General features: G+C 50.3%; 1 pseudogene. It reads left to right on the top strand.

The features are described 5' to 3' along the window. A pseudogene (locus R7Z77_RS27090) lies at window positions 1-584 on the top strand (penicillin-binding protein 1B); the annotation flags it as partial.

Below are 584 nucleotides of genomic sequence, written 5' to 3'. Positions count from 1 at the left end.
ATCCTGTTCGCTATCCTGAGCGCACTAAAGAGCGTCGAGACTTGGTGCTTCGATTGCTGATGCAACAAAACATGCTCACATCGCAGCAATATGAACAAGCTGTGAGTCGACCTCTTGATACACAAAGCAAACCACGTATTGCGAGCCGTCAGCCTGCATACTTCCAGCAATTGAATATCGAGCTGAAAGAGAAGGTCGGTGATCGCTTCAAGGCTGAAACTGGTCTGCGCGTGTTTACGTCTCTCGATCCTGTCTCCCAAAGTAAAATGGAGCAGGCTATCGCGAAGAAAATACCGGATTTAGCGAAGCGAGGCGGCAAAGAACTCGAAGCTGCTGCCGTGGCTGTTGATCGCCACAGTGGTGAAATTCGTGCCATGGTTGGTGGTAAACGCGTGGGTTATGAAGGCTTTAACCGTGCGCTTAATGCTAGTCGTCCAATTGGTTCGTTGGTCAAGCCAGCGATTTACCTGACCGCGCTTGAACAGCCAGACAAATACAATTTGGGGACGACGCTGCACGACACGCCTCTAAGTTTGAAAGGTAGCAAAGGCTCGGTATGGACTCCGCGTAACTACGACCGTAAA

It is taken from the genome of Vibrio sp. 1401 (genome assembly GCF_033340295.1).
This window is presented reverse-complemented; position numbering and strand designations above follow the sequence as displayed.